The 24,729-nt window shown below is 46.1% G+C and carries 19 protein-coding genes and 1 riboswitch; of the genes, 3 read left to right on the plus strand and 16 right to left on the minus strand.

What is annotated here, in order from left to right:
• Nucleotides 1-3 precede the first annotated feature (3 nt).
• The 6 genes from JJU34_RS09395 to alaS form a co-directional block, all read right to left on the minus strand.
• Nucleotides 4-843 (minus strand): hypothetical protein, encoded by an 840-nt coding sequence (locus tag JJU34_RS09395; RefSeq protein ID WP_228692099.1) that lies wholly within the window; start codon nucleotides 841-843, stop codon nucleotides 4-6.
• Nucleotides 840-1,418, minus strand: a complete 579-nt coding sequence (locus tag JJU34_RS09400) for a hypothetical protein (RefSeq protein ID WP_228692100.1) — start codon at nucleotides 1,416-1,418, stop codon at nucleotides 840-842. Before JJU34_RS09400 ends, JJU34_RS09395 begins: the two co-directional genes overlap by 4 nt.
• Before the next feature lie 28 nt (nucleotides 1,419-1,446).
• On the minus strand, nucleotides 1,447-1,917 hold the full coding sequence (locus tag JJU34_RS09405; protein ID WP_228692101.1) for a nucleoid-structuring protein H-NS: 471 nt from the start codon (nucleotides 1,915-1,917) through the stop codon (nucleotides 1,447-1,449).
• A gap of 277 nt (nucleotides 1,918-2,194) precedes the next feature.
• Nucleotides 2,195-3,316, minus strand: coding sequence for a TlpA disulfide reductase family protein (locus JJU34_RS09410; protein WP_228692102.1), 1,122 nt, complete (start codon nucleotides 3,314-3,316; stop codon nucleotides 2,195-2,197).
• Between the two features lie 7 nt (nucleotides 3,317-3,323).
• The gene (gene gatB, locus JJU34_RS09415; protein WP_228692103.1) at nucleotides 3,324-4,805 is read right to left on the minus strand and encodes an Asp-tRNA(Asn)/Glu-tRNA(Gln) amidotransferase subunit GatB; all 1,482 of its coding nucleotides are present in this window, start codon (nucleotides 4,803-4,805) and stop codon (nucleotides 3,324-3,326) included.
• Between the two features lie 83 nt (nucleotides 4,806-4,888).
• Nucleotides 4,889-7,513 (minus strand): alanine--tRNA ligase, encoded by a 2,625-nt coding sequence (gene alaS / locus JJU34_RS09420; RefSeq protein ID WP_228692104.1) that lies wholly within the window; start codon nucleotides 7,511-7,513, stop codon nucleotides 4,889-4,891.
• 157 nt (nucleotides 7,514-7,670) lie between these two features.
• Here alaS and JJU34_RS09425 point away from each other — a divergent pair, with 157 nt between their 5' ends.
• The 3 genes from JJU34_RS09425 to dprA all read left to right on the plus strand — a co-directional run bounded on the left by JJU34_RS09425 (nucleotide 7,671) and on the right by dprA (nucleotide 10,239).
• A complete protein-coding gene (locus JJU34_RS09425) occupies nucleotides 7,671-8,648 on the plus strand; it encodes a M23 family metallopeptidase (RefSeq protein WP_228692105.1) in 978 nt (325 codons plus the stop codon).
• Nucleotides 8,649-8,771: 123 nt separating this feature from the next.
• Nucleotides 8,772-9,122 (plus strand): MerR family transcriptional regulator, encoded by a 351-nt coding sequence (locus JJU34_RS09430; protein ID WP_228692106.1) that lies wholly within the window; start codon nucleotides 8,772-8,774, stop codon nucleotides 9,120-9,122.
• A complete protein-coding gene (gene dprA, locus JJU34_RS09435) occupies nucleotides 9,106-10,239 on the plus strand; it encodes a DNA-processing protein DprA (RefSeq protein ID WP_228692107.1) in 1,134 nt (377 codons plus the stop codon). Before JJU34_RS09430 ends, dprA begins: the two co-directional genes overlap by 17 nt.
• Nucleotides 10,240-10,273: 34 nt before the next feature.
• Here the strand turns inward: dprA and metF are convergent, their stop codons facing one another.
• The 10 genes from metF to JJU34_RS09485 form a co-directional block, all read right to left on the minus strand.
• Nucleotides 10,274-11,227, minus strand: coding sequence for a methylenetetrahydrofolate reductase [NAD(P)H] (gene metF / locus JJU34_RS09440; protein WP_228692108.1), 954 nt, complete (start codon nucleotides 11,225-11,227; stop codon nucleotides 10,274-10,276).
• 72 nt (nucleotides 11,228-11,299) lie between these two features.
• Nucleotides 11,300-14,014 (minus strand): methionine synthase, encoded by a 2,715-nt coding sequence (gene metH / locus JJU34_RS09445; protein ID WP_228692109.1) that lies wholly within the window; start codon nucleotides 14,012-14,014, stop codon nucleotides 11,300-11,302.
• A gap of 5 nt (nucleotides 14,015-14,019) precedes the next feature.
• The gene (locus JJU34_RS09450; RefSeq protein WP_228692110.1) at nucleotides 14,020-15,060 is read right to left on the minus strand and encodes a homocysteine S-methyltransferase family protein; all 1,041 of its coding nucleotides are present in this window, start codon (nucleotides 15,058-15,060) and stop codon (nucleotides 14,020-14,022) included.
• 73 nt (nucleotides 15,061-15,133) lie between these two features.
• A riboswitch (SAM riboswitch) is annotated at nucleotides 15,134-15,236 on the minus strand.
• Between the two features lie 98 nt (nucleotides 15,237-15,334).
• Nucleotides 15,335-16,228, minus strand: coding sequence for an endonuclease (locus JJU34_RS09455; protein ID WP_228692111.1), 894 nt, complete (start codon nucleotides 16,226-16,228; stop codon nucleotides 15,335-15,337).
• A gap of 16 nt (nucleotides 16,229-16,244) precedes the next feature.
• Nucleotides 16,245-17,552 carry a hypothetical protein gene (locus JJU34_RS09460; protein WP_228692112.1) on the minus strand — a complete coding sequence of 436 codons (1,308 nt, stop codon included), beginning with the start codon at nucleotides 17,550-17,552 and terminating at the stop codon, nucleotides 16,245-16,247.
• Between the two features lie 105 nt (nucleotides 17,553-17,657).
• Entirely contained in the window at nucleotides 17,658-21,581 is a 3,924-nt protein-coding gene (locus JJU34_RS09465; RefSeq protein ID WP_228692113.1) for a PAS domain S-box protein, read from the minus strand.
• 160 nt (nucleotides 21,582-21,741) lie between these two features.
• Nucleotides 21,742-21,978: a (2Fe-2S) ferredoxin domain-containing protein gene (locus tag JJU34_RS09470; protein WP_228692114.1), complete on the minus strand. Its 237-nt coding sequence runs from the start codon at nucleotides 21,976-21,978 to the stop codon at nucleotides 21,742-21,744.
• 6 nt (nucleotides 21,979-21,984) lie between these two features.
• Nucleotides 21,985-23,238 carry a DUF819 family protein gene (locus tag JJU34_RS09475; protein ID WP_228692115.1) on the minus strand — a complete coding sequence of 418 codons (1,254 nt, stop codon included), beginning with the start codon at nucleotides 23,236-23,238 and terminating at the stop codon, nucleotides 21,985-21,987.
• Nucleotides 23,239-23,300: 62 nt separating this feature from the next.
• Nucleotides 23,301-23,933 carry a CoA pyrophosphatase gene (locus tag JJU34_RS09480; RefSeq protein WP_228692116.1) on the minus strand — a complete coding sequence of 211 codons (633 nt, stop codon included), beginning with the start codon at nucleotides 23,931-23,933 and terminating at the stop codon, nucleotides 23,301-23,303.
• On the minus strand, nucleotides 23,930-24,598 hold the full coding sequence (locus tag JJU34_RS09485; RefSeq protein WP_228692117.1) for a bifunctional isocitrate dehydrogenase kinase/phosphatase: 669 nt from the start codon (nucleotides 24,596-24,598) through the stop codon (nucleotides 23,930-23,932). Before JJU34_RS09485 ends, JJU34_RS09480 begins: the two co-directional genes overlap by 4 nt.
• Between the last annotated feature and the right edge of the window lie 131 nt (nucleotides 24,599-24,729).

The raw sequence follows: 24,729 nt of genomic DNA on the forward strand, positions 1-24,729 counted from the left end.
TGATTAGTTATTGTCATAAATGTATTCCAAAACGACTTCTCTATCCCCTTCTGAAAGCTTTACCAAGTTAGAAATTAGCCAGCCGGTATTGAAACCCGGTCTGTTAAACTGCGAAAGTTCAAAATACCACTTATCAATTTGGAAAAAATGGTACTTTACGTCCTTTACAGTTACGAATTTCAGATCTCCTCTTTTAATTTCATAGATAAAAAGACTCAGGTAATCCGGCCTGAACTCCCTAGGGGTATAGGATTCCGGCTTCGGGTCATCCTGTATGGCCTTTCTTAAATTCATAAAGCCGAGCTCGTGACTAAGCGGATGCAGAAACTTTTTCTGATCCCCCTTAGGTTTATCGAAGGCAGTTTTAAAGGGCTCGAACAGGACATTGTCGATTACCCACTCATAACCCAATCCCTCTGGCTGAAGCTTCAAAAACAGTACCACATCGTGGGACCTACCTCCGTAAGTAAATACGGTAGTGGCCTCTGCAAACCACTCCCCACCATGAAAATTCAGATACTGGGGATAGCTTTCAGATACTACGTAATTGAGAAATTCTCGTTTTAATTCTACGGGCAGATCAGAGGTCTCGTTGTCGAAAAGTATGTTGATAAAAGACCTTCTAAGTTCCCTGTTTCTATAATTTTCGTCTCCGGGATTATACCGTCTGTCTCCTTCCTTGCTTTCCTCCCCGTTAAATCGTCTAAAGAATTGATTGACTTGTTTGGTAGATGCTGCGAACCTACCGTCATCCTTGAGTTGTCCGGGGCTGTTTAAAACCTGCCCCGGAACACTCTGAAAGGATGCAATAAATAATACAAACAGAACAATGTTTAATTTCATGCTGAAGTTTCGGTCACCCTCACGTCGCCAAGCATCACGTCCCAAAACTCGATGGTTCTACCTGCAATCTGGGTCTGCTTTTTCTCCACGTAGATGGTGATATCCTTTTTAGTAGTATCTCTATAGTTTAACCCTGCTTCTACAGAAGTACCTTCGAAACGCTGATAGATGGTAATCACACCCACATAGCGACCATCGGGCTGACGCTCCAAGTCACTGATGTAGTGGATATCGTACCAGCTGATATTTACCCGGTCATAGTTCAGGGCCATCAGTCTCTCAAAATACCGTCTTACTTTGTAGTAGGCTATTTCACTTCGGTTGATGGATGACACACCCATCTCCGCCTCGGGAGCGAATAACTCCTCCGCCCTATCCATAACTCTGGTTGCTTCAGAAAATTGTGTTTCCTTGCTTCCAATGATACTGATATATTTACTCAAGTCTTTCACTTTCTCCAATGCGAGAGAGTCAATGGCCTGCTTTCTGGATGGACTGATATTGTCATTTTGCGCCAAGGCTACCATCGAGGAAGCCATGAACAGAATTAGTAGGGATAGAATATGTTTTTTCATGATTGTTTGCAGCTTATCGGTTTGTAAATTATCTTCTTCTTAATTCCAGTTCGGTAACTCTACCACTTCCATCTAACCGGATATCGCTGATAAAGTTTAGGTTCTTTTTGGTGTCTTTGAGGTAGTTCAAGTACCTGTCGATGGTTGTTGGCTCATCGTAGTCTTTGATACCGGATTCTTCGTGAATCACAATCAATACAGGCGTATTTTGATTGGAAAACATACCAAGTGCTTCACGGATAGTATTGTTCGCACTGTTAACGTTTGAGGCGTTCACAATCGCGTTGAAATACCCTTCAAGCTTGCCTGCTGCTACTTCCTCGGCGGACGGGGTGGGTTGAGCTGGCTTGGGTGCAGGGGCTGGCTCTTCAACCGGTACTGGAGCTGGGGCGGCCTCTACCACCTTCTTTTTGCTCTTACAGGCTCCTAATGCCAATAATCCAATCAGCATCATGGTTAACAACCGATTCATTGGGAAATTGAAACTTCTTCTTTTCATGTTTACGATAATAGATAGTGTGTGAATTTTAAGTGCTCCTTTATGGGTTAATTCCGGTTACATCAAAGAATACCCTCGGATGTTGCGTTGAGTTGGATGATTAATAGGTCAAATTACAATTTATTTTAAGGTTCGAACCGTTTTGACTCGCAGAGAATACACAGTCGTAAATTTGCTTGATACTCAAATTTACCTCAAGATTCCCTGCTATCACGGTGCGAATATATAAGAATCTTTGATATTCACGAAAACATTTTTCCAGTGGTGAAAAAACAATTTAATCGAACAGTTCCGCCAATTTATTTTCGAGCGTAATACCCCTCAAATCCTTTGCCAGAATGTTCCCTTCCGGATCTACCATGTAGGTAGCCGGGATGGCATTGATCTGATAGGTCGCTGCTGCTTCGGAGTTAAAGTACTTCAAATCGGAAACCTGCGTCCACTCCAGACCGTCCTCCTCGATAGCTTTCAGCCACATGTCCCGGGTCCTATCCAACGACACGCCAAAAACCTCGAATCCATTATCTTTGTACTTGTTGTACAACCTCACCACATTGGGATTCTCGTCCCTACAGGGCTTACACCAACCTGCCCAAAAATCGATCAGCACATATTTCCCTTTGAGATCCGAGAGCTTGACCAAGTTACCCTCTGGATCGGGAAGTTCGATCTCCGGAGCAGGCTGACCAATAGAGAGTGCCCGCAACTCATCCAACTCTTGCTTCCAAGAGCTGATCATTTTCATGTCTGGATAACGCTGAGCCAATACACTGACTAAACTGTCTAGGTAGGAGAAGTCGTTTCGGGGATTAAGCATACCCAGTCCAGCAAGTGCGGCAAAGCTACCCTCCATCTCATTAATTACCTCTTTCAAACGTAGTGCGTGGTTAGCCTCTAATTCCATTGCCTTTTCCTGTATTCCGCGAATGGCTTGCTGATCCCTGTCACCCATTGCTTGATAGTATTCATCATTGAGTGAATTTATTTCCTCCTGATACACCATGGTCAAATCGTCGATCTTACGCAGCATTTGGGTATCCTTGGATCCTAGAATCTCTAATGCATCACTTTCAAAATCATAGGTAACAGTAACATCCTCGTGATACAACGCCAACCGGATAGTCTTTTCGTCAAAAAGGTTCAAATCGTAAAACGTTGGCCCTTCTAAACCGACTTTATACGAAAACTTCCCGTTTTTGTCCAGCGCAATCGTGTCCAGTACAGATGCCCCCTCTTGGGTATATTCAGATAGGACCAACACACCATCTGGCGCATTCTTTACCTGCCCGGAAACTTCCACTTGACCGGTAAACTCACCACCACTCTCCGAACAGGCTATGCTCAGTACGGAAAACAGTCCCAAAAATACTACCCAATTTTGATATAATTTAGTTGTCATTTTTTTCTTAGTCTAACAATTCTGATAATAACTTCGAAGCGACCTTCGGATCTGCCTTGCCTTGGCTTTTCTTCATAACCTGCCCCATAAACATGCCCATTAACCCTTTCTTTCCTGCACGGTATTCTTCTACTTTCTGGGCATTCTCGGCCAAAACCTGCTCAACAATCGGCTTTAAGGATCCCTCATCACTTTGTTGGATCAGATTTTGTTCGGTTGCAATTTCCAAGGGTGCTTTGGCAGGGTTCTTCAGCATCACTGGATAAATTTTCTGAGAGGCAGCAGAAAAGCTAACTTTTCCGGCATCAATTAGTTCAATTAGCGCAGCAATACCCGCAGGTTTGATAGGGAAATCTGCAATATGCAGGGTTAGTTCGTTAAGGTAGGACTTGATAGGGCCCATCATCCAGTTGGAAGCTGCCTTGTAGTTGCCCGTCAAATGACATAAATCCTCAAAATATAAGGCAATCTCTTTGCTGTCTGTCAATACTCCGGCATCGTATTCCGGCAATCCATAGACCGTTACAAACTTTTCAAAGAGCTCTCTGGGCAATGGAGGTAAACCCGCCTGGATGGCGTTTAACCATTCCTCAGACACAATCACCGGACTCAGGTCCGGCTCCGGAAAATACCGGTAATCATTCAGGTCTTCTTTGGTACGCATGCCACTTGTGGTTCCGGTAGTGGCGTCAAATGTCCGGGTTTCAGAGATTATCTCTTCTCCACACTCAGCCAGCACAATTTGTCTTTCATACTCGTGTTCTATAGCCCGAGCAACGTTCCTAAAGGAGTTCATGTTTTTCACTTCCACCTTTTTACCAAACTCACTGGCTCCGTGTAGGCGGATAGAGACGTTGGCATCGCAACGTAACGAACCTTCTTCCATGTTTCCGTCACATATATCCAGGTATTTGACAAGCTTCTTTATTTCTGTCAAAAACTGGTAGGCCTCCTCAGAGGAGCGCATGTCAGGTTCTGAAACGATTTCAATCAAGGGAACTCCGGCTCGGTTGAAATCTACCAAGGTATCTATCTCTCCTGCCAAGTGGATGGACTTGCCTGCGTCTTCTTCCAAATGTATTCTGGTGAGCGCAACGGTCTTCTTTTCTCCGCTGGATAAGATAATGGGCACTTCACCGCCCACGCAGATGGGATCCTTATCCTGCGTGATCTGATAGCCTTTCGGTAGATCGGGATAGAAATAGTTTTTTCGCGCAAAAATGTTTCTACGGGTAATTCTGGAATCACAGGCAAGGCCCATTTTGACGGCGTACTCTATCGCCCGTTTATTTACCTTTGGTAGAGTGCCCGGATGCCCCAAGGTGATGACTGATATGTTGGTATTAGGCAAATTCCCGAACAGGGTGGAGTCGGAGGTATACATCTTGCTGTTAGTTAACAGCTGAGCGTGAACTTCCAACCCAATGACCAATTCATACTTTTGCTTAACCTCTGGTTCTAAGGCTGTTTGTCTTTTTTCTTCAATCATATCCAATTCACTGATTTGGGGATCAAAAATGGTAGAGATTTGACCCAAAACCAAATCTTTATAGTCATTAATTACATCAACGGTCAGGAAAACATCTCCCTAGCCTGCTCCACCACCTGGGCGAGTCCAGCCAACTCTTTGCCGCCTGCTGTGGCGAAAAACGGCTGACCGCCTCCGCCTCCCTTGATGTGCTTGGCTAATTCTCTAACGATCTTACCCGCATCTAGTTCCTTTTCACGCACCAAATCCTCAGCGACCACCACGGCAATCTGTGGTTTTCCGGATATTTCTGCGGCAAACACACCCAAAAACCTCTCACGCTCGTTTTTAAGCTCATAGGCCAGCTTTTTGAGAGCATCCGCATGTGGTAGCACAATCCGTGCCACCAATACTTCCATATCTCCTACCCTCTGTATATCCCCAGCCAAACGGAACTTTAATTGGGACGCTTCTTTCAATTGCATTGCCTCCAGCTCCTTGCGCAGGTCGTTCTTCTCTTTCAAAAGTGCAGCGACGCTTTTTTCCAGATCACGGGGTGACTTCAACATCTCCTGAATCTCCCGAAGTGTTTTCAACTGGGCTTTGACGTGCTCTTCCGCACGGCTCCCAGTCACTGCCTCCAACCGTCTCACGCCCGCAGAAATAGACCCCTCTGTGAGTATTTTGAAGTATCCAACATTCCCTGTGGCAGGTACATGGGTACCTCCGCACAACTCTACGGAAAAATCTCTTCCAAAGGTAATTACCCGTACAAATTCACCATATTTCTCACCAAACAATGCGGTCGCTCCCATCGATTTGGCTTTGTCTATTGGCACATTGCGCAATTCCTCCAAACCAATGTTTTCGCGAATCTTTTCATTCACGATCGCCTCCACCCGCTCAATTTCCTCATCGGTCAGCTTGGCGAAGTGGGAAAAATCAAACCTAAGCACCTCTTCGTTGACCAGGGAGCCCCTTTGCTGCACGTGATCACCCAGTACCGTTCGGAGCGCAGCCTGTAGCAGGTGCGTGGCAGAGTGATTCTTCATGATCAGCTTTCGCCTAGATTGATCCACCTCACAGACAAACGTCGCCCTGGGGTCAGCAGGAATACGGTTTACCAGGTGCACAATCAACTCGTTCTCCTTTTTGGTGTCCAACACCTGTAGGGATTCCTCGCTGCTACGAATGATGCCCTGATCCCCCACCTGTCCTCCGCTTTCTGCGTAAAATGGCGTGCGGTCTAGTACCACCTGATATTTTTTACCTTTCTTTTCGATGATTTCCCTGTATTTGACGATCCGGCTCTCAGCTGTTAACTGGTCGTAGCCTACAAATTCAGTCCCTTCATCGCCTGAAACCAGTATCCAGTCTTTGGTTTCCTGCTCCGCAGCCGCCCTGGAACGATCCTTCTGACGCTCCATAGCCTCAGCAAAACCCGCCTCATCCACAGAATACCCTCCCTCTCGGGCGATGAGTGAAGTTAGGTCTAATGGGAATCCGTAGGTATCATACAGCTCAAAGGCCTGATTTCCCGGAATTACCCGAGTACCAGACTGCTCCAACGTTGATTTGATTTGATCCAATATCTTCAACCCTTTTTCCAAGGTCCTCAAAAAGGACTGCTCCTCTTCTAAGATCACTTTGGCCACAAAATCCATCTGATCAGCTACCTCCGGAAAAACCTCTCCGAAGTGATGAGCCAAAGTAGGCATCAGTTTGTATAAAAATGCCTCCTTAAAACCTAAAAAGGTATACCCATACCGTACCGCTCTCCGAAGAATTCTCCGGATCACATACCCTGCTTTGTTGTTAGACGGTAATTGACCGTCAGCAATGGTAAAAGCAATCGCCCGGATATGATCCACGATCACCCGAAAAGCGATATCCACCTTTTCATCCAGACCATACGACTCCCCGGACATCCTTTCTACTTCGGCTATAAATGGGGTGAACAGATCCGAATCATAGTTGGACTGCTTCCATTGGATGGCACGAACCAGCCGTTCAAGGCCCATGCCCGTATCAACGTGCTTGGCCGGCAACTCCCTGAGCGATCCATTCTTAATTCGGTTATATTGTATAAAAACCAGGTTCCAAATCTCAATTACCTGTGGGTGGTCTTGGTTCACCAAATCCCTACCATCCACGCTAGTTCTCTCCTCATTTGATCGAAGATCAATATGAATTTCCGAACAGGGACCGCAGGGGCCCGTCTCTCCCATTTCCCAAAAATTATCTTTTTTGGATCCAAATAAGATACGATCCCTCGCAATCCAGTCAGCCCATAATTCAACAGCTTCTTGATCTTGATCCAGTCCATCTCCCTGGTCCCCACCAAAAACCGTCACATACAATCGGTCTACCGGCAATTTATACACCTCAACGAGCAATTCCCAGGCCCATTCGATGGCTTCTTTTTTGAAATAATCTCCGAAAGACCAATTGCCAAGCATCTCGAACATGGTGTGGTGGTAGGTATCCACACCAACTTCTTCCAAATCGTTGTGCTTTCCCGAAACCCTTAGGCATTTTTGGCTGTTAGCTACACGGGACGACTTGGGGGTTTCATTTCCGAGAAAATAATCCTTGAATTGATTCATCCCTGCATTGGTAAACATCAGGGTGGGATCGTTTTTGACAACGATAGGCGCAGAACGAACAAATTGATGCCCTTTGGATTCAAAAAATTCAATAAAAGTGCTTCTTATTTGTTTTGCGTCCATAGTTTGATAGCTTATTTGACTATATTGGAAATCGTGTTACTAAATTTTCTATATTTGCCGGTTGTAGCACGTTGGATACCAATCCTTCCCATACGCTTAACACCCCGGTTTTTGAAAAGGAATACAAAATTAGAAGTTTTAACATTCAATTTACTACATGAGTAGAATTAAATATTATTACGACCCCAAGACCTGCAAATACGAACGGTACGTACGCAGCAAATGGGATATCACCCTGAATGCATTGGGATTTTTGTCGTTGGCATCTTTGTTGGCTGTTGGAATCCTGATCGTTTTTAGCCATTACTTTGATAGCCCAAAGGAGCTGCTGCTAAAAAGGGAAAACAAAGAATTAAAATTGTACTACGACCTGATGGACCAAGAAGTTAGCCGTCTTACCGCCATGATGGGAGACCTACAGGAACGTGACGACAATCTCTACCGGGTTATTTTTGAATCAGAACCCATACCAAATTCCGTGCGAAAGGCGGGCTACGGAGGTACGGATCGATTCCAAGAGATCAAGGACAAGGGCTTGAACCAAGAGAAAATGATTATTTCCGTCATGGAAAAGCTGGAGAGCCTCAAAAAGCAAATGTTTGTACAAACCCGTTCTTACGACGAGCTCTCCGAAACAGCCCTCAATAAAGAAGAGTACTGGGCTTCCATTCCTGCCATTCAACCCATACACAACGAAGAGCTAAATAGACTGGCGTCAGGATACGGCATGCGCATTCACCCCATTTTGAAAGTGCGAAAAATGCATACCGGCGTGGATTTCTCCGCGCCAAAAGGCACGCCGATCTATGTTACGGGCGACGGAATAGTCAAAACCGTTCGCACTGAATTTGGAGGTTATGGCAAACACATTGAAATTGATCACGGGTTTGGCTTTGTCACTAGGTATGCGCACATGAATGATTTCGGCGTGAAGGTCGGTCAACGGGTGAAGCGGGGAGACCAAATCGGAACTGTAGGGAATACGGGATCTTCGACCGCTCCCCATGTTCACTACGAAGTAATCAAAGACGGCAAATACATGAATCCTGTCAACTACTTCTTTAAAGATCTAGAACCCGCTGAGTTCGATAAGATCCTGGAACTGGCTTCACGTGAAAACCAGTCCCTGTCGTAATTAGTTGACCTGCTATTTTCAGGTACCACCTCTATAAACCTTTCAGGAAAATTGGGAATGTTTCCCGTTTTCCTGAAAGGTTTTTTTGTTGATTTTGATTATTTTTGAGAAAAAAATTGAGATTTGCCATACAGGGAGCGGGACATAGAGAAGAAATATTACTCGATTGGAGAGGTTGCAGAACACTTTAAGGTAGCTACCTCTTTAATAAGGTATTGGGAGGGGGAATTTGACATCATCCGGCCAAAAAAAGACAAGAAAGGAAACCGCAGGTTTACGACGGATGATATCGAAAAAATTCGTCTTATTTATCACTTGGTGAAAGAAAAAGGATATACCCTTCAAGGAGCGCAAGAAATCATCAAAAAAGACCTCCACCAGATCCCTGACAAAGCGGCAATGATCAACCGGCTAAATCAAATCAAACATTTTTTGATGGAAATCAGGGATAATCTCAATGGAAAGGCCAATTGATGAAGAACTTGTATATGCGGTAGCCCTCAGCCTTGTTCCCCAACTTGGCCCTGGGATCTACAAAAACATTATCAGCTACAGCGGGTCGGCCAAACAGTTTTTTGCCTTGACTAAGGGAAAAGCCGCTAAGATCCCTGGCGTTGGTCCTAAATTGCTCAGTCAGCTATCGGGAAAAGACACCTACCTGACCAATGCCCATTCCTTACTGGAGGAAGCCGTAAAGCAAGGCGTCACCGTAACCACCTACTTGGACAAATCCTTTCCCCAACGGCTAAAATCCTTCCCAGATTCCCCCATACTGTTGTTTTACCGTGGTGACCTGAACCTGAATCCCGCGCGTACTGTGGGAATTGTCGGTACGAGAAATGCTACTACCTATGGTAAATCTGTCACGGCCAAAATAGTCGAAGACCTGGCTCCTTACCGGCCCACTATTATCAGCGGGCTTGCATATGGTATCGACATCGAGGCCCATCGGGCGGCATTGCAGCATAATCTGCCTACGATTGGTGTACTTGGCACACCCATCAACAAAATTTATCCCGCCTACCATAGTCATATCGCTCATCAAATGATGGAAAACGGTGGGCTGCTTTCCGAATACAAAATTGGTGCACCGCTCAACGCGAGCAATTTTCCACAAAGAAATCGGATAATCGCCGGCATGTCTGATGCGCTCGTGATCGTTGAAGCCGCTAAGAAAGGTGGAGCACTCATCACCGCAGAAATAGCCTACAGCTATAATAAAGAACTATTTGCGGTACCTGGAAACCTACAATCAACCTACAGTGAGGGTTGTAATAACTTGATCCGTACGATGAAAGCTGGTATCTACATGGGACCCAAAGATATCGCTGACACCTTCTCTTGGACTATCGGATCCGAGGAGTCCCCAAAGTCATCTGTGGTGATCAACTTGGAGGATTTTGACCCCATGGAGCGGGCCATCCTACAGCTCCTCACAGAAGAAAAGGAGCTGGACATCGATCAATTGAGCTGGAAATGCCAGATACCCATTCAAACCCTTGCCTCCAAGTTACTCAATCTTGAATTTCAGGGCTGGCTAAAATCCTTACCCGGAAAGAAATACCAATGGGTGTCTCAAAAAACCAGGTAGACAATACTCCTTAGAGGATATATAGAGCCGCTGACTAAAACACCTCCTTCGCAATCCGATACGTCGCGTCTGCCTTGCTCATCGTATAGTAATGTAGGCTTGGCACGCCGGCTTTGACCAATTCCTTACTCTGCTGAATGGCCCAAGCAATCCCCACTTCCTTGACGTCCGTATTGGTTTTGCAGCCATCTAGCTCCTGCATCAAATCATCTGGCAAATCCAAAAAGAACGTACGCGGCAAGTTGACAATCTGGGACAGCGTGGTGATAGGTTTCAGACCTGGAATGATTGGCACATGTATTCCGGCAGCCCGGACTTTTTCGACATAATCGAAATATTTTTGGTTGTCAAAAAACATCTGGGTGACCACATACTCGGCCCCCGCATCAATTTTCTGCTTTAGATACTTCAAATCGTAATTCAAGCTGGGTGCTTCAAAGTGCTTTTCGGGATAACCCGCCACGCCAATACAAAAATCCGTGTGAAAACCGGTTTCTGTTTCGTCGTGCAGATAAATCCCCTTGTTCATGTCCGCTATCTGCCTTACCAACTCTGAGGCGAACCGGTGTCCATCCTCTTCAGCAACAAACCTGCCTTCCGTCTTGTCGGCATCGCCGCGAAGAGCCAGCACATTCTGAACACCGATAAACTCCAGGTCAATCAATGCATTTTCAGTTTCCTCCTTGGAAAATCCACCACATAACAAATGGGGTACCGGCTCTACATGAAACCTGTTCATCAACGCCGCACATATACCCACTGTACCCGGCCTTTTCTTTGTACTTACTTTTTGAAGAAGGCCACCCGAATGCTGCTTGTAAATGTACTCCTCCCGATGATACGTGACATCCACAAACGGAGGCTTGAACTCCATCAAGGGTTCAATACCTGCCAGCATGTCGTGTAAACTCTGCCCTTTAAGGGGAGGCAGAATCTCAAAAGAGAAAAGAGTTTCCTTCGCCTGATCGATGTATTCTGTGATTTTCATAGCCAGTCGGGTGCTTCCGCCACCCCTATTTTTTTTACTTATGGTTGTATTCGCTAATATGTTGACGGGAGTTTAAACTGGCGTATCCACCTTTGGCGTATAGCCCAAATTTGGAGACAGCCATCGTTCCGCCTGTTCTTTAGAGACCCCCTTCCTAGCTGCGTAGTCAATTACCTGGTCCTCTCCTATTTTGCCCAGCCCAAAGTACTTACTCTCAGGGTGCCCAAAATAGAAGCCGCTCACCGAAGACGTAGGATACATGGCAAAGCTATCCGTCAGCGTAATCCCAATACGTTGCTCGGCTTGAAGCAGGTCAAACAGGGTGCCTTTTTCCGAGTGCTCCGGGCAGGCAGGATAGCCAGGTGCCGGGCGTATGCCCACGTAGGCCTCCTGAATAAGGTCATCGTTGCTAAGAGTTTCATCCGGTGCATAGCCCCAGTACTCCTTCCTCACCAAAAAATGTACATATTCTGCACAAGCCTCAGCCAACCGATCGGCCAATGCTTTCAGCATGATATCGTTGTAATCATCTCCATCCTTAGCAAACTCCGCCAATTTGGCTTCTATACCCCATCCGGCGGTGACTGCAAAACAACCCAGATAATCTTCATCCGTCGGGTGAATAAAATCTACCAAGCTTCTGTTCGGCACACCTTTGCCTTTTTTACCCTGCTGGCGTAGGAAAGAAAATTTTTGGGGTCGATCCCCGGAATAGGGGGCTGAAATCAACACATCTTCACCCTGCTTAACCACCGGAAAAAGACCCACTACGGCCTTGGCGGTAAGCCATTTTTCTCCAATTATTCTATCTAACATGGCGTTTGCTTCCTCAAAGAGGCGACGGGCTTCAGCACCCACAACCGGATTATCCAATATTTTAGGGTATTTCCCGGAGAGCATCCATGTACTGAAAAACGGCGTCCAGTCTATGTAGTTACGCAGCACGGCCAAGTCAATATCGTCTAGCGTAGTCACTCCCGGTTTTTTCGGCTTTACTGGAGTGAAGGTATCCCAGTCCACCTGCGTCGGATTGGCTTTTGCTTCTTCATACGTCGCCATTTGCTTTAACTCCTGCTTTGCTTCGTGCTCCACGCGCAACTGTCGGTAGGTTTCCTTGATCTGTAGCTTGTAGGCATCTTTGGTTCCCTCGTGTATGGCCTCGCCAGCAATGGGTACGGACTTGGATGCATCGGTTACGTGTACCACGATACCAGAATACATAGGGTCAATCTTTACCGCAGTATGAATCCTAGAGGTCGTAGCCCCTCCGATCAGGAGCGGTATCTGTAGGCCTCTTCGCTCCATTTCAGCAGCCACGTTGACCATTTCATCGAGCGAGGGCGTAATTAGTCCACTTAGACCAATGATATCTACCCGCTGAGCCACTGCTTCATCCAAGATCCTCTCGGCTTCAACCATCACACCGAGATCGATGATTTGATAGCTATTGCAGGCCAAAACCACGCCCACGATATTCTTTCCTATATCATGCACATCTCCTTTCACAGTAGCCAAGAGTATCTTTTTGATGGATGAAGAGCCATTTTCCACATATCCCACGTCTCCGGCCTTTGGCATAAAAGGCTCTAGGTAGGCGACCGCCTTCTTCATCACCCGGGCACTTTTGACTACCTGAGGCAAAAACATTTTTCCTTCCCCAAACAAATCCCCAACGACATTCATACCATCCATCAACGGTCCCTCTATCACCTTTAAAGGATCACCCAGGTGAAGCCTTGCCTCCTCCGTATCGTCTATCACATAGTCGATGATACCTTTTACCAATGCATATTCTATCCGTTTCTCGATGGGCTCACGCCTCCAAGAATCGTCCTGTTTGGCCTTTTTACCGCTAGCCTTCACAGTCTCCGCAAAATCCAGTAGGCGCTCGGTGGCATCTTCCCTCCTGTTCCAGATGACATCCTCCACGTGCTCCAAAAGGTCTTTTTGAATGTCATCGTATACCTCCAACATGGTGGGATTCACGATGCCCATGTCCATACCATGCCGAATGGCGTGATACAAAAACACAGCATGCATTGCTTCTCTGACTGGGTTATTGCCTCGAAATGAAAAACTGACGTTGCTGACGCCCCCGCTTACCTTGGCCCCCGGTAGGTTCTGTTTGATCCACTTTGTGGCCCGAAAAAAGTCAATGGCATTCATCTTATGCTCATCCATTCCCGTGGCTACTGGGAATATATTGGGATCAAAGATGATGTCTTGAGGGTTAAAGCCAACCCGCTGGGTAAGTAAATCGTAACTGCGTTTGCAAATCTCGATCCTTCGTTCATAGGTGTCCGCCTGGCCTTTTTCATCGAAAGCCATCACCACCACGGCTGCTCCAAACTTTTTGACCGTTTTTGCCTGCTCCAAAAACTCCTTTTCCCCATTCTTTAGACTGATGGAATTCACAATACCCTTGCCTTGCAGACACTTCAGTCCGGCTACGATGATGGAAAACTTGGAGCTATCCACCATGATTGGAATTCGGCTTATCTCAGGCTCCGATGCAATCAGGTTCAGATATTTCACCATAGCAGCCTCACCATCTAGCATGGCCTCATCCATACAAACATCCAGTACCTGAGCACCGCCTCTCACCTGATCCAAGGCTACCTCCAGCGCGGTATCGTAATCTCCGTCCAATATCAGTCGGGCAAACTTCTTCGATCCGGTCACATTGGTTCGCTCGCCGATATTGACAAAATTCAACTCGGGTGTAAAAACCAAAGGTTCCAATCCGGATAGTTTCAACTGATTGGTATTTATCGGTTTAACTGTCATGCTGCTCACTCTTCAATTTGTTGAAACACGAGTTTTCTAGGAGCATAATTCCTGGCAGTGTCTGCAATCAACTTAATATGATCCGGCGTTGTGCCGCAACACCCGCCCAAGATATTTACCCAGTTTTGCTCTAAAAACTCCTTTATTTGATCTGTCATTTCGTCGGGTCCCTGATCGTACGCACCAAATTCATTGGGCAAGCCCGCATTCGGATACACACTGACCAAGAACGGCGCTTCTTCGGAAAGCACCTTTAGATACGGTCTCAGTTCCTTCGCCCCCAACGCACAGTTCAAACCAACACTGAAAAGTGGCACGTGGGAAATGGATATCAAAAAAGCCTCCGTAGTCTGACCTGATAGTGTTCTTCCAGATGCGTCTGTGATGGTACCCGATACCATGATGGGTACGCCTCCATCCCTAGGTGACAAGGGAATGTCCTCAGCTTCGTATACCTCTTGGATGGCGTACAACGCTGCCTTTGCGTTCAGCGTATCAAACACCGTTTCTACCAGTAAGATATCTACCCCTCCGTCCAAGAGTCCCCTTACCTGCTCCGAATAGGCAGCGACGAGTTGGTCGAACGTAACGGCTCGGTAACCGGGATCGTTTACATCGGGAGACAGACTGGCTGTTCTATTCGTAGGTCCAATGGCTCCTGCCACAAAACGTGGCTGATCGGGAGTTAAGGAAGAAAAAGAATCTGCCACTTCCCTTGCAATCTTTGCAGATTGCAAATTCAAAGAATAGGCCAAATGCTCCAAGCCATAATCTGCCTGAGCAATTGAAGTGCTGCTAAATGTGTTTGTTTCGACAATATCTGCCCCCACTTCAAAATATGCCCGGTGAATCTCTTGGATGATATCCGGTCGGGTAATGGAAAGGAGGTCATTGTTACCCTTTAGTGGCTTTTTTATATGTGTTAGGGAATCGTTCCGGAAATCCTCTTCGGAAAGGGAATACCGTTGGATCATGGTACCCATAGCACCATCCAAAATCAAAATTTTTCGCTCTGCTTGCTGTAATAATAACTCGGTTCTTCGCATGGAATATTGGTTAATTTAACCCGTGCCTAACCAAGAAAGAACCGAAAGAAAAGTGGCAATTGAAATATCCTACGGCTCATCTGTTTCCGGAATATCCGGAACGGGAATTAGCACCTTGTTTGGTTCAGGTTGCTAAGACATCTTCGGGCCCTACCCTCCGTCTTTCTTGATAAGCGATTTCAAAAGTAACAGGATTTTCGTTAAAAAATTCTAATAAATGCCAAAAGTTTTCCTCAAAAAGGAGAATCTATGGTAAAAACTCCACAACGGACCATTAGCGGTCAGACCCATTCCTAGGCCAAATCAGCAAGGCCCAATCCGGGTGATCTATAAAGGGATTCCTATTGCCCTGATACTGGGTGAATATTTGATCATTTCGCCGGCGCTCCCGATCGTCAACTGGATCCATTTCATTCCACTCTAGCAACGTAGAAAGCTTTCCGAAAAGCGGCTCCTTCGTTTGTCTTGGCATCACCGAATCAACCAATTCCAAATCATAATCAGGTCCTTCGTACCGTACGGCCATGTAAAACAGCATACGGGCTATGTCTCCCTTCACTTCATCGGGAGGTTCCCAGGTCCAACTGGCTTTCCCCAGCTTATTTCGGGTCTCGATAGTTCCCCTATTATCAAAATACACCTGCTCCCCATAGTGGAAAGACCGGGTGTTTTTGGCAGAATTTACCGATCGGTCAGTGGGCCGGATGTGGTGTAGATCCGTGTAGGCAGTATCTGACGGGTTGGGAAAACCGTGTGATTTAGGCCATACATGCTCCCTATTCCAAGAATCAATGAGGGTATATCCTGCTTCTTCGTACCGAAACCTAGTCCCACGGTCTCTATGCGGAACCGGCTGTGATCGTTGGGTATACAATAGGACGACATTCCCCTCCTGATCTGGATCCCCGTCTAAAACCGTCAATATTTCCCAAAGATCTTGATACCTATATCTTTTGTGATTTCGAATGGCACGATGCAAGGCTTGTTTCAAGGCCTCTCCCTCCAGACCTTCCACTCCGGGATAAAAAACGGAGGCTGCCCCCTCAGTCTGTATGATCTCTGTGAAGTCCTCCTTTTCGGGCGTAGTATACCTATATACCGCACAGAACTGAAGCAAACCTGCTGGAATAAACAAGAATAAGGTAACTAAAAACGCCCTTTTATCCATGCTCTATAATGTGTGTTTACGGACGTATGCCTACGCTAAACTGCAAATAAGGCCCCTGCATAAACTCCCGCATACTCACCCCTCCTAGATTATACCTGCCCAACGGATACTCGTAACCTCCGTGCAGAGAATATACCACATCAAACAATTTGATCGATGACACCGGCATGACATACGCAAGCACCACCTCCGGCTTGACCATCAATCCCCTTGTTACCAAAGTTCCGTCATATAGGGGTTCTTCGAACAATCTCGGAAAGTCGGTCTTGTGTCGATTTTCAAGGGTATACCTGACACCTGCGTATCCCATTCCGCCCAAGACCCCTAACTCCAGATTTTTACGCTTATATAATTGTCTACCAAAGTTGGAGTAGAATCGGATACTATTGAGCGTATGTGCATAGTCCTCATTGGCCTGCCCGTAGGATGCCAGATTCCATATCTCGAGTCCGTACATCTTTCGGGCATTTTCACCGATCACTTTCACTCCTATATTTCCCCCTACACGTGGAAGCGCTTGATAGCTATTCTGTTGCAACAAGTCGTTAAGCCCGTCTATGGAAACGTCATTTTTGCCATAAAAAAAATGAAAGCTCATGGTAGCATCCCCGTAAAAGATGTTGCGATCGGGCAGGGAAATACCTGCTCCCAATCTCAGAAAAGCCCCACTTTGAATATTGTCAAAAGCAAGTCCGTTTCGATTCCAGGCCCGTTCAAAAGGACTAAACGAATACCCAAATTTAGTTATCACCGAAAGCGTTTCGGCCATGTTGGGTATATCCAGATCGTAGCCTAGTTGAAACCCAATCTCTGTGAGGAATCCACCCAAGTAATGCGAACCTTTGTGTATGTTGTTTTTACGTAGGATAAATCCCTGGTGAGGTTCGGCAAGAAATGGCTCTAAATCAGTGGGACCACCTGCTCGCAACATTTGAAAATTCATATACCCCACCCCCATCGACATATAGTGTAGAAACTGCACACGCCCTTCTTCTGTAAGTGCATACCCGACGTTAAAATAAAATCGTGAAGTGCGATAATCTATCTCAAACTCCCCATAGGTAGACTTAGGCCCATTGCTTTGGTAAATCTCTGCACCAAAAATAAAATCGTTGACACGGGTATGATATCCCAAGCCCAAGGAAGTGTACCCATTCCGCAAAGGAGAAATACCTTTCTCAGCGAGCATTTCGTTGAACTCCCTGACATTTGCTCCGGAGGTTCCATAGGTCAGAAATAAGGACGAACGACGGGAACTAGTATCTTGTGCATACAGGTGAACAACCGATAAAAAACAACCGACAACAAGGGTGATTAATCGCATAGCAAACATTGAATCTCAAAATTACACGCAAAATCCAACAAATCCATGCTTCAAATCGGGTTAGCGTATTTCTTGGGGTTGGAAGGTCTTACGGATTTGGATGAATCAAAGGTATTTGATAATCTTGGCATAAAGGTCTGCTGGATTGAATGGCTTTGATACGTAATCATCCATGCCCGCCTTATTTAGCTGCTCATGTACTTCTGAATACGAAGATGCGGTCAACGCTATAAGGGGAACCCGCTTTTTTGATTCTTTTTCCATGGCTCGGATTTCTTTCGACATCTCCAGACCATCCATTACCGGCATCTGAAGATCAATTAACAGAATGTCAAAGTCGCGTTTTTCAAAAAGCTCCAAGGCCAATTGCCCATTTTGTGCAAATTCAATATTCCCCACGCCCCATTTGGTCAGGTACTTTTTGAGCAAAACCTGATTTACCACATTGTCCTCTGCCACCAAAATGCTGGTATTGTGCAGGTCTTTAAGTACCTGAACCTCTGGAGCCCCTTTGGAAAAATCCTTTGCAGCAAGGTCAAAGGTAAGGTCAAACCAAAAGGAGGTGCCCTTGCCCTCGGTGGATTCTACCTCTATATCTGAACCGAGCAATAGCACCAGCTTCTTGACAATGGCCAGCCCCAAGCCAGTTCCTCCAAACTTCCTGGTGGTGTCGGAACTCGCCTGCGTGAACGCTTCAAACACATAATCTAGCTTATCCGCTGGAATACCTATTCCAGAGTCCTTCACGCAGAAATTAATCGTTACTGCCTTGCCTGTTTTGCGGACCTGGCTCATGGTGATTTCCACTTTCCCCGTTTTGGTAAATTTTACCGCATTGGAAATCAGATTATTTAGAATTTGGGAAAGCCGTACTGGATCACCCATCACATACCTGGGCAAGTCGGTGGACACATCAAGCACCAGCTCTAGGGACTTCTCCCGAATCTGGTACGCATAAGACCTCACAATTCTGTTGAGGAGGTGTTGGGGCTCAAATACCACATATTCCAACTCAATTTTACCGGAATCTATCTTATTAAAATCCAAGATATCATTTATCAGTCCCAACAGGTTTTCTGCAGAGAACTGTAGTGTTCGAAGGTTTTCCAGCTGATCCTCACGTGGGTTCTCCTCTAGGAGCAGATGCGAAAGTCCAATGACAGCGTTCATGGGTGTCCGAATTTCATGGCTCATGACCGAGAGAAACTGTGACTTCGCTTCCAAAGCCTTCTCAGCCCTTTCCTTGGCAATCAACAACTCACGCTGGGTTTCTTTTAACTTGGTGTTGTCCCGGGCGATGCCGGAATAGTACTTCACTTCTCCCTTTTCATCGTGAATCAATTTACCACTAACGCTGAAAATCCGGTAGGATCCATTCCTGTGCCGCATGCGGCAATCAAACATGGGTTTTTTCTCAAAATAGGATAGCGGGTTTTTCTTGGTATGCTGATCCAAAGCTACGCGGTCATCCGGATGCAGGTAATCTAAAAAGCCCCCGCCGGTAAATTCAAACGTCTCATAGCCCAAAAACTGTCGGATATTGGGCGATACGTAACTTACCGATAAACCAGTATCTATTGAGAAGATAAGTTCCGTCGATTCCTCTACCAAATTACGGTACTTCTGCTCGCTTTTCTCCAGCGCTTGCTGAATAGACCGCTCACGCGTAATATCCCGGATGATCCCCAAAAAGTATTCTAGCTCATCCCCCTCAAAGATAGGCATGGCTATTAGCTGATAGACCCGCTTTATGTACTTCAGGTCCATACTGACCATCTGACGGATCTTTTTGGCCTTTTTAAAAAGAGGCAGAATCACCTCAAAATTGGTCGTATTTGCCTGCTCGATCGTCTTTCCTTCAAAATATTCCTTGTCAAGGCCCCAATACTCAAAATTGGGCCCTTCAGCAACGATATAACGATAATCGGGATCTATGAGGAATACGTTGGTGTAGGGTATATTTGAGGCCAACACCCGATACTGATTCTTGACTTTTTCTATCTCTGCTCTGTCCTTCTTCTTTTCGGTAATATCCTGAAACAGTCCCTCATACCAACAGATTTCCCCGTTGACCACACGTATTTCGCTCACTTTATCTTCCACCCATAGGAACTTGCCCCGGGAAGTCCTGATTCGGTACTCCCGGGTTCTCGCGTGTTGTTCACTCTGCTTGAATGAAGTGAGGTATGCCGGGAGATCTTGTGGGTGTATCATATCCAAAAAACTGACCCCCTCCAGAATCAAGTCTTTGGCTTTGTATCCGAATTGGCTGATATTCTCCGTCACATAGGTAATCTGGAAATGCTTCGTAGGATCTAATGTAAACAAAACTGCCGGACTCTTTTCTACTATCAACTTGGCCTTCTTTGCCAACTCCTCCCGCTCCCGATCCTCGGTCACATTGTCTACCAAAAACGAAAACCCAATTGCGGTGCCCATCTTATCCAAAATAACCGAAAAATTGGCCCTGCAATCGAAGATTCTGCCTCCATTATCTCGCAGCTTGAAGGTATCTTGACATACGCCATCCCTCAGGTATCGCTCAGCGAGTGCGGTAAGGGTTTCGGCTGGAGCATTTGGGAGCTGAAAAATCTCATCAATGCTCCCCCTGAATCCGGAATCGATACCGCTTAAGGCCTGTGCTTCCCTGTTCATGTAAATCACTTGGTACGCAAGGTCTGTGACAAAAATAGACTCATTTACCTGCGCCAGAATTTGAGACTCGAGCAATAAACGTTCTTCTAAAGCCTTCCGGTCCGTGATGTCGGTGCAAATTCCAAAAACTTCCAGTTGCTTTTGGGGACTTAGCTGATTTACCTGAATCTGGTACGAAATAATTCTATCGGGTTGGTTGGGGACGACGTGGTGAAACTCTCCGGAAACCGCTTCATTGGTCCTCAAGACCCGTTTTAACTCCTGTCTGACAAATTTCCTCTCATCGGGACTAACCAACTTAAAAAATTGATCCAAGGCCATAGACTCGTGCTGATCATCCAAATCGAATAACCTTCTCAAGCCTTTGGACAGGAATATTTTCTTCTCAGCATTCAGAAATCTCCACGACCCTGACTTTGCTAGCAGCTCTGTTTCCTGAAGCAACCTCTCGTTACGGAACCTAGTAGACTTTTCCCGTTGATTGACAACGGCAGACCCAAAAACATCTCCTAAGTGACGCAGGATATGAAGGCCATTCAAACTTTCTTCGGTGTATTTGTACGCCAATGAACTTCCGATAAAAAGCAATGCAAACAGTTCCTTATCCACAAGAATCGGCACCAGTGCCATGGACTGAATGCCTAGATTTGGCAAATTATGACCCTCCAAAGCTTCCCATGGAGAGTCGACTGTAGAGGGTACAATCAGGCTTCCATCCGTTACCAATTGATCCAAAAGCGCCTGCTTGCCCTGAAGTGACACTCCCTCAAGGGCCTTCTTTGACGCCTTAGTGCCATCCCTGTGCCACTCGTATCCGCTCTCAAATATATTCTTGACACTATTCACCAAAAACACAGCGCAACAATCTGCCTCCAAATGACTACCTACCTTTGCCAGCGCCTCGGAAAAAATCATGGCCAGCGACTGAGAATCCATATGTAAGAAAAGAGTAGACAGGTTGCTCAACAAGGGCTCTAGGGAGAAGCCAGACTTCGCTCCTACCTGATGAAATATTGTCGGATCATCCGAGCTCTCCGAATGAACTTCCGATGCCAAAGGCAGGTCAACTTTTCGACCAAGCGCAAAACAAACCTTCCCTATTCCTTCTATTTGCCTGCCTTCAATATCCCATACCCGACCAAATTCCTCCTCGACTTGTGACTGTAGGGGCTCCAATTCAATTGGTTCGATCCTTGAAAAAAACTCACCCAACGTATTTCGCAGGTATCCATCTTCCTGAAAATTTGATTCCCAGCCGAGATGCTCGATGACTGCTCCATTCGAGAAAAGAATAGCATCCTTCGAAAACACCAAAAAAACATCTTCGTTGCCAAGCTTTCTCTCCAACACCACGCTTCGAAATTTAAACTCCATACTGAAAAATAAGCTGAAATTAGAAAAAGGGTAAGTAACCCCGTCCATCCATTTTGGACTATAAATGTAATAAAATAAGTTAAAATTTTTTAAATCAACGATTTAAAAAATCGGAAGCTGTATATCAAAGCCAGTAACTCGCCGAATGACCCGATTCGTACTAGGAAATTTTACTCCTTAACTTTTCGACTTCCCCGTTTTTAAACACTTCGTTTTCAAAGATCATCACAGGGCCGGATTTACAAAAATCCATGCACTTGGTTTTGATGAGCTTAAATTTCCCCTTGTGTGGGTCTAAGGTTAAAATGCTTTTTACCGCCTTGGTCAAGGTTTTGCAGCCGGCTTTTTTACAATCAGACCCAGAACACACAAATACGAATTTTCGGTATCTTCCCATCTACGTTTAGAGATTTGAAACAAACTGCAACAACAATCCACAAATATAAGCTCCATAGGTACCCACTGCATAGCCCAATACGGCTAACAACACGCCTACCGGTGCAAGCGAAGGATTGAACGCGGAAGCCACAATGGGTGCCGAAGCGGCCCCTCCTACATTTGCTTGGGATCCGACCGCCACAAAAAAGAAAGGTGCCTTGATCCAATATGCAATACCAAGCATCAACAGGACGTGAAATAGCATCCATAACATACCGATGAGAAAAAACAGCGGATTTTCCAATACCGCCGCAAGATCCATCTGCATCCCAATGGTAGCGACCAATACATAAAGGAGGACACTACCCAACCGCGATGCCCCCGCACCCTCTAAGTTTCTGGCACGAGTAAATGACAGCAGCAGTCCTCCAGTAGTAGCTACGATAACAATCCAGAAGAACGTATTGTCAAGCGAATACTGAATCAAACTTGGATGGTTCTGCCTGACATAGGGTCCCAGCGAATCACCCACTAGATGCGCTACACCTGTAACACCAAAACCTAAGCCAATAATTGCCATGGTATCTGATAAAGTCGGTATCCGCATGATTCCCTCACGATATTTTTTGACTTTCTCTTGCAGTTCGATGATAGCTGAATTGTCTGCTTTGAAAAAACGGTCTATTTTGTCCGGAATACCGGCACCATACAGCAATACCGCCATCCACACGTTCGCTACAATCACATCTACCGCTATCATTTGGCTAAACAAGGCGGGACTGGCACCGAACACCTCCAACATCGATGTTTGATTAGCACTCCCTCCAATCCAACTGCCGGCGATGGTGGCTAGTCCCCTCCATGTTTCTTCCGCTCCCTGTGTACCCAGCACCTCTGGTACAAACCAAGATACTACCCACAAAGCCAAAGGCCCTCCCACCACGATACCCATGCTACCTGCAAAAAACATGATGACGGCTTTGGGACCAAGCTTTAGAATTCCCTTGAGATCTATACTTAGCGTAAGCAATACGAGAGATGCTGGAAGCAAATACCTAGAAGCCACAAAATACAAACCCGAATCCTCTCCGGAGATAACCCCAAAAGTATTCAAAAGAGCGGGAACGAAATAACATAACAGAATGGTGGGCACAATACGGTAAAACTGCCTAAAAAATGGATGTTTACTGGAAGAGGTGTAAAAAACCAATCCCAAGATAGCCAGTAATATGGCCAATACGACAGCGTCATTTGAAACCAAGGGAATGTTTTCTCTCATAGCCTTTCAGTGTTCTCTTTTATGGATTGTTCGCCTTTCTAAAATTTTCAATAATCAAACACTCAATAGTTTTCCCACAGAAACAACAGCTCACTCAAGATCATAGCGGTAGCTCCCCAAACTACCTCATTATCAATATCAAAATAGGGAGCGTTTAAGGTTTGTAACCCTGCTTGCAAGGGTTTTTTCTTTCGGATATCTCTGCTCGCCAAATACTCGAAACTACAGGTGATCAAACGCTCGACCTCGTGGGGATCTGGTCGGAAGCGCGGCTTGTTCTCGGTGTAGCCCAAAAAAGGCAAAACAGAGAAATTACTAGGTGGTATATAAAGCTGCGAAAGGCTTCCAAAAACAGTGATCTCCGCAGCAGGCACCCCGATTTCCTCATAGGTCTCTCTGAGGGCGGTAATCTGTAGGTCCTCGTCTTCAGGATCCCATTTGCCTCCTGGCAGGGAGACTTGACCGCTGTGAACTCCCGAATAGGTAGGCCGTTTGATAAATGGAACCATACAACCCGCTTCACCTGGATAAAACAAAACAAGCACCGCACCACGGCGGACCCGTGCATTGTCTACCTGACCAAAGCGGCTTTCGTCTATCGGAATCGGCGCCATTAACATCTGCCCCTCTCTACCCGGAAGTGGCTGTTCCATGGCCGATACCAGCTTAGCTACCACACTATCCAAGTCTATCATTTACGCCCGTTCGTTAATTTCTCCTCTAAATAGCCATGACGGGCGTAGTTGGGACTGACAAAGGACGATTCGTACACTTCGTAGGTACCACTATCCAAAGATACCAGCCAGAGCATAGGAGAGAATCCCCCTTCACCCTCAAAATATCCACCCACGAACAGCGTTCGCCCGGTGACCCAAACAGCATCCTCAAATAAACCGGAGGGACCGATGAACAGGAGACGCTCACGCATCCCATTATCCTTGTAGAAAATGACTTCAGCGTCCGGTTCATAGAGCATTGCACCCTGTTCATCAATCCTCACTTTATAATCATAAATATCCACAACCCCTAATTCCTCCGGATTGGCTAATTGAAATGGCTCCAACGGGCTCTCCGAATTTGCGAGCGGATTGACCTCAGGCCTTTCCAGGTTCTCTATCGGACTGGTCTGTGTTTTGGTAAAACTGGCCACACCGCCTTCCAACCCCTCACTGCGCCAGTGGCTCATCCAGTCAGACAACATGCCCAGACCGGCCTCTAGTAGCTGCTGATGTTCTACCAATTCATCTATGTTAGCCGGCTGAACCTGCTTTTCGGTTTCAGAAGGTCCGCAACCCATGGTACCAAACAGGAAACACACTAAGAAAAAACCTATTCCCAAAAACTCATTCCTACGCTGCATAGCATGCCATTTTTTTTACCAAAGTACGATAAAAATCGAGTAGGAAGATAGGGATTAGTTCCCTATCTGTCCTCTCACACCACCCTGCGTACCGTTCGGTACAGGGCGGTTCTTTAAGTTTTGACTCTAAC

The organism is Lunatimonas sp., from assembly GCF_020832325.1.
Classification (GTDB): domain Bacteria; phylum Bacteroidota; class Bacteroidia; order Cytophagales; family Cyclobacteriaceae; genus Lunatimonas.